This window comes from Bradyrhizobium nanningense (genome assembly GCF_004114535.1).
GTDB lineage: Bacteria > Pseudomonadota > Alphaproteobacteria > Rhizobiales > Xanthobacteraceae > Bradyrhizobium > Bradyrhizobium nanningense.
Genome location: NZ_LBJC01000055.1, coordinates 1 through 1426, shown reverse-complemented (window position 1 = coordinate 1426; position 1426 = coordinate 1). Strand labels below are relative to the sequence as shown.

Genomic DNA, 1426 nt, shown 5'->3' with positions numbered 1-1426 from the left:
GGATCGTGTCCCGTGGCGTGGTGTAGCTGAGTGCGGGTCACCACGTTCGCCGGTTTGGGCCGGATCGGTCAGCTGGCGATTGCCGGGAAGCTGACGGCGGGATCATCGCCCAACGGGGCGATGGTTTCCAGTGTCATGTAGCGGCCGCGCTGGACCGCCCACTCGTCGTTCTGCTCGAGCAGGATCGCCCCGACGAGGCGGACGATGGCGTCTTCATTAGGGAAGATGCCGACCACTTCGGTTCGGCGCTTGATCTCGCCATTGACCCTTTCGAGCGGATTGGTCGAGTGCAGCTTGGCGCGGTGCGCAACCGGGAAGGTCATATAGGCCAGCACGTCGGTCTCGGCCTCGTCGAGGAAGGTGGCGAGCTTCGGGAGCTTGGGGCGGAGTTGGTCGGCGATGCGCCGCCATTGCGCCCGCGCCGCCTCGGCGTCGTCCTGAGCGAAGGCGGTGGCGATGAAGGCGGAGACGACGCGCCGGCCGCTCTTGCCGGCATGGGCCAGCGCGTTGCGCATGAAGTGGACACGGCAGCGTTGCCAAGTGGCGTTGAGCACCTTGCCGACCGTGGCCTTGATCCCCTCATGGGCGTCGGAGACCACGAGCTTGACGCCGCGCAGACCGCGCCGCGCCAGCTTGCGCAGGAATGCGGTCCAGAACGTCTCGGCCTCGGACGGACCGATATCCATGCCGAGCACCTCGCGGCGGCCGTCACTGTTGACCCCGACCGCGATGATCACCGCGACCGAGACGATGCGCCCGTTCTGGCGGACCTTCACATAGGTGGCATCGATCCACAGATAGGGCCAATCGCCCTCGATCGGGCGATTGAGGAAGGCCTTCACCTTGTCGTCGATCTCACTGCACAGCCGCGACACCTGGCTCTTGGAAATGCCGCTCATGCCCATCGCCTGCACCAGGTCGTCGACCGAGCGGGTCGAGACGCCCTGCACGTAGGCTTCCTGGACCACGGCGGTGAGCGCCTTCTCGGCCATCCGCCGTGGCTCCAGGAAGCCTGGGAAATAGGAGCCTTTGCGCAGCTTGGGAATGCGCAGCTCGACCGTGCCAGCCCGGGTCTCCCAGCTCCGGTCGCGGTAGCCGTTGCGCTGGACCTGGCGCTCCTGGCTCTTCTCGCCATAAGCCGCCCCGGTCAGGCCTTCGACCTCCAGCTCCATCAGCCGGTGGGCGGCAAAGCCGATCATCTCGCGCAAGAGATCAGCATCGGGGGTCTTCTCTACGAGCGCGCGCAGGTTCATCATGTCGTAGGTCATCGGTGGTTCCTCGAATCAGGTTGGCTGTCGCAATCCAAACCTTACCGACGAATCATCGGTGACCACCCGCAAAGCCGCTCGCTCGCTACGGCGCTATGTAGGGGCGCGCTTCGCGAGCGGCTTTGCTAATCAGCTACACCACTCCCTGGGACACGACC

Annotated in this window: 1 protein-coding gene; it reads right to left on the bottom strand. The window is 65.5% G+C overall.

Translation table 11 applies throughout. The features are described 5' to 3' along the window. Positions 1-68 precede the first annotated feature (68 nt). On the bottom strand, positions 69-1268 hold the full coding sequence (locus XH84_RS31810; RefSeq protein WP_128948537.1) for an IS256 family transposase: 1200 nt from the start codon (positions 1266-1268) through the stop codon (positions 69-71). Positions 1269-1426: the final 158 nt, after the last annotated feature.

What these genes read in the sequence shown, in the direction of transcription:
- XH84_RS31810 (WP_128948537.1), bottom strand. Translation starts at nt 1,268, where the DNA reads ATGACCTACGACATGATGAACCTGCGCGCGCTCGTAGAGAAGACCCCC.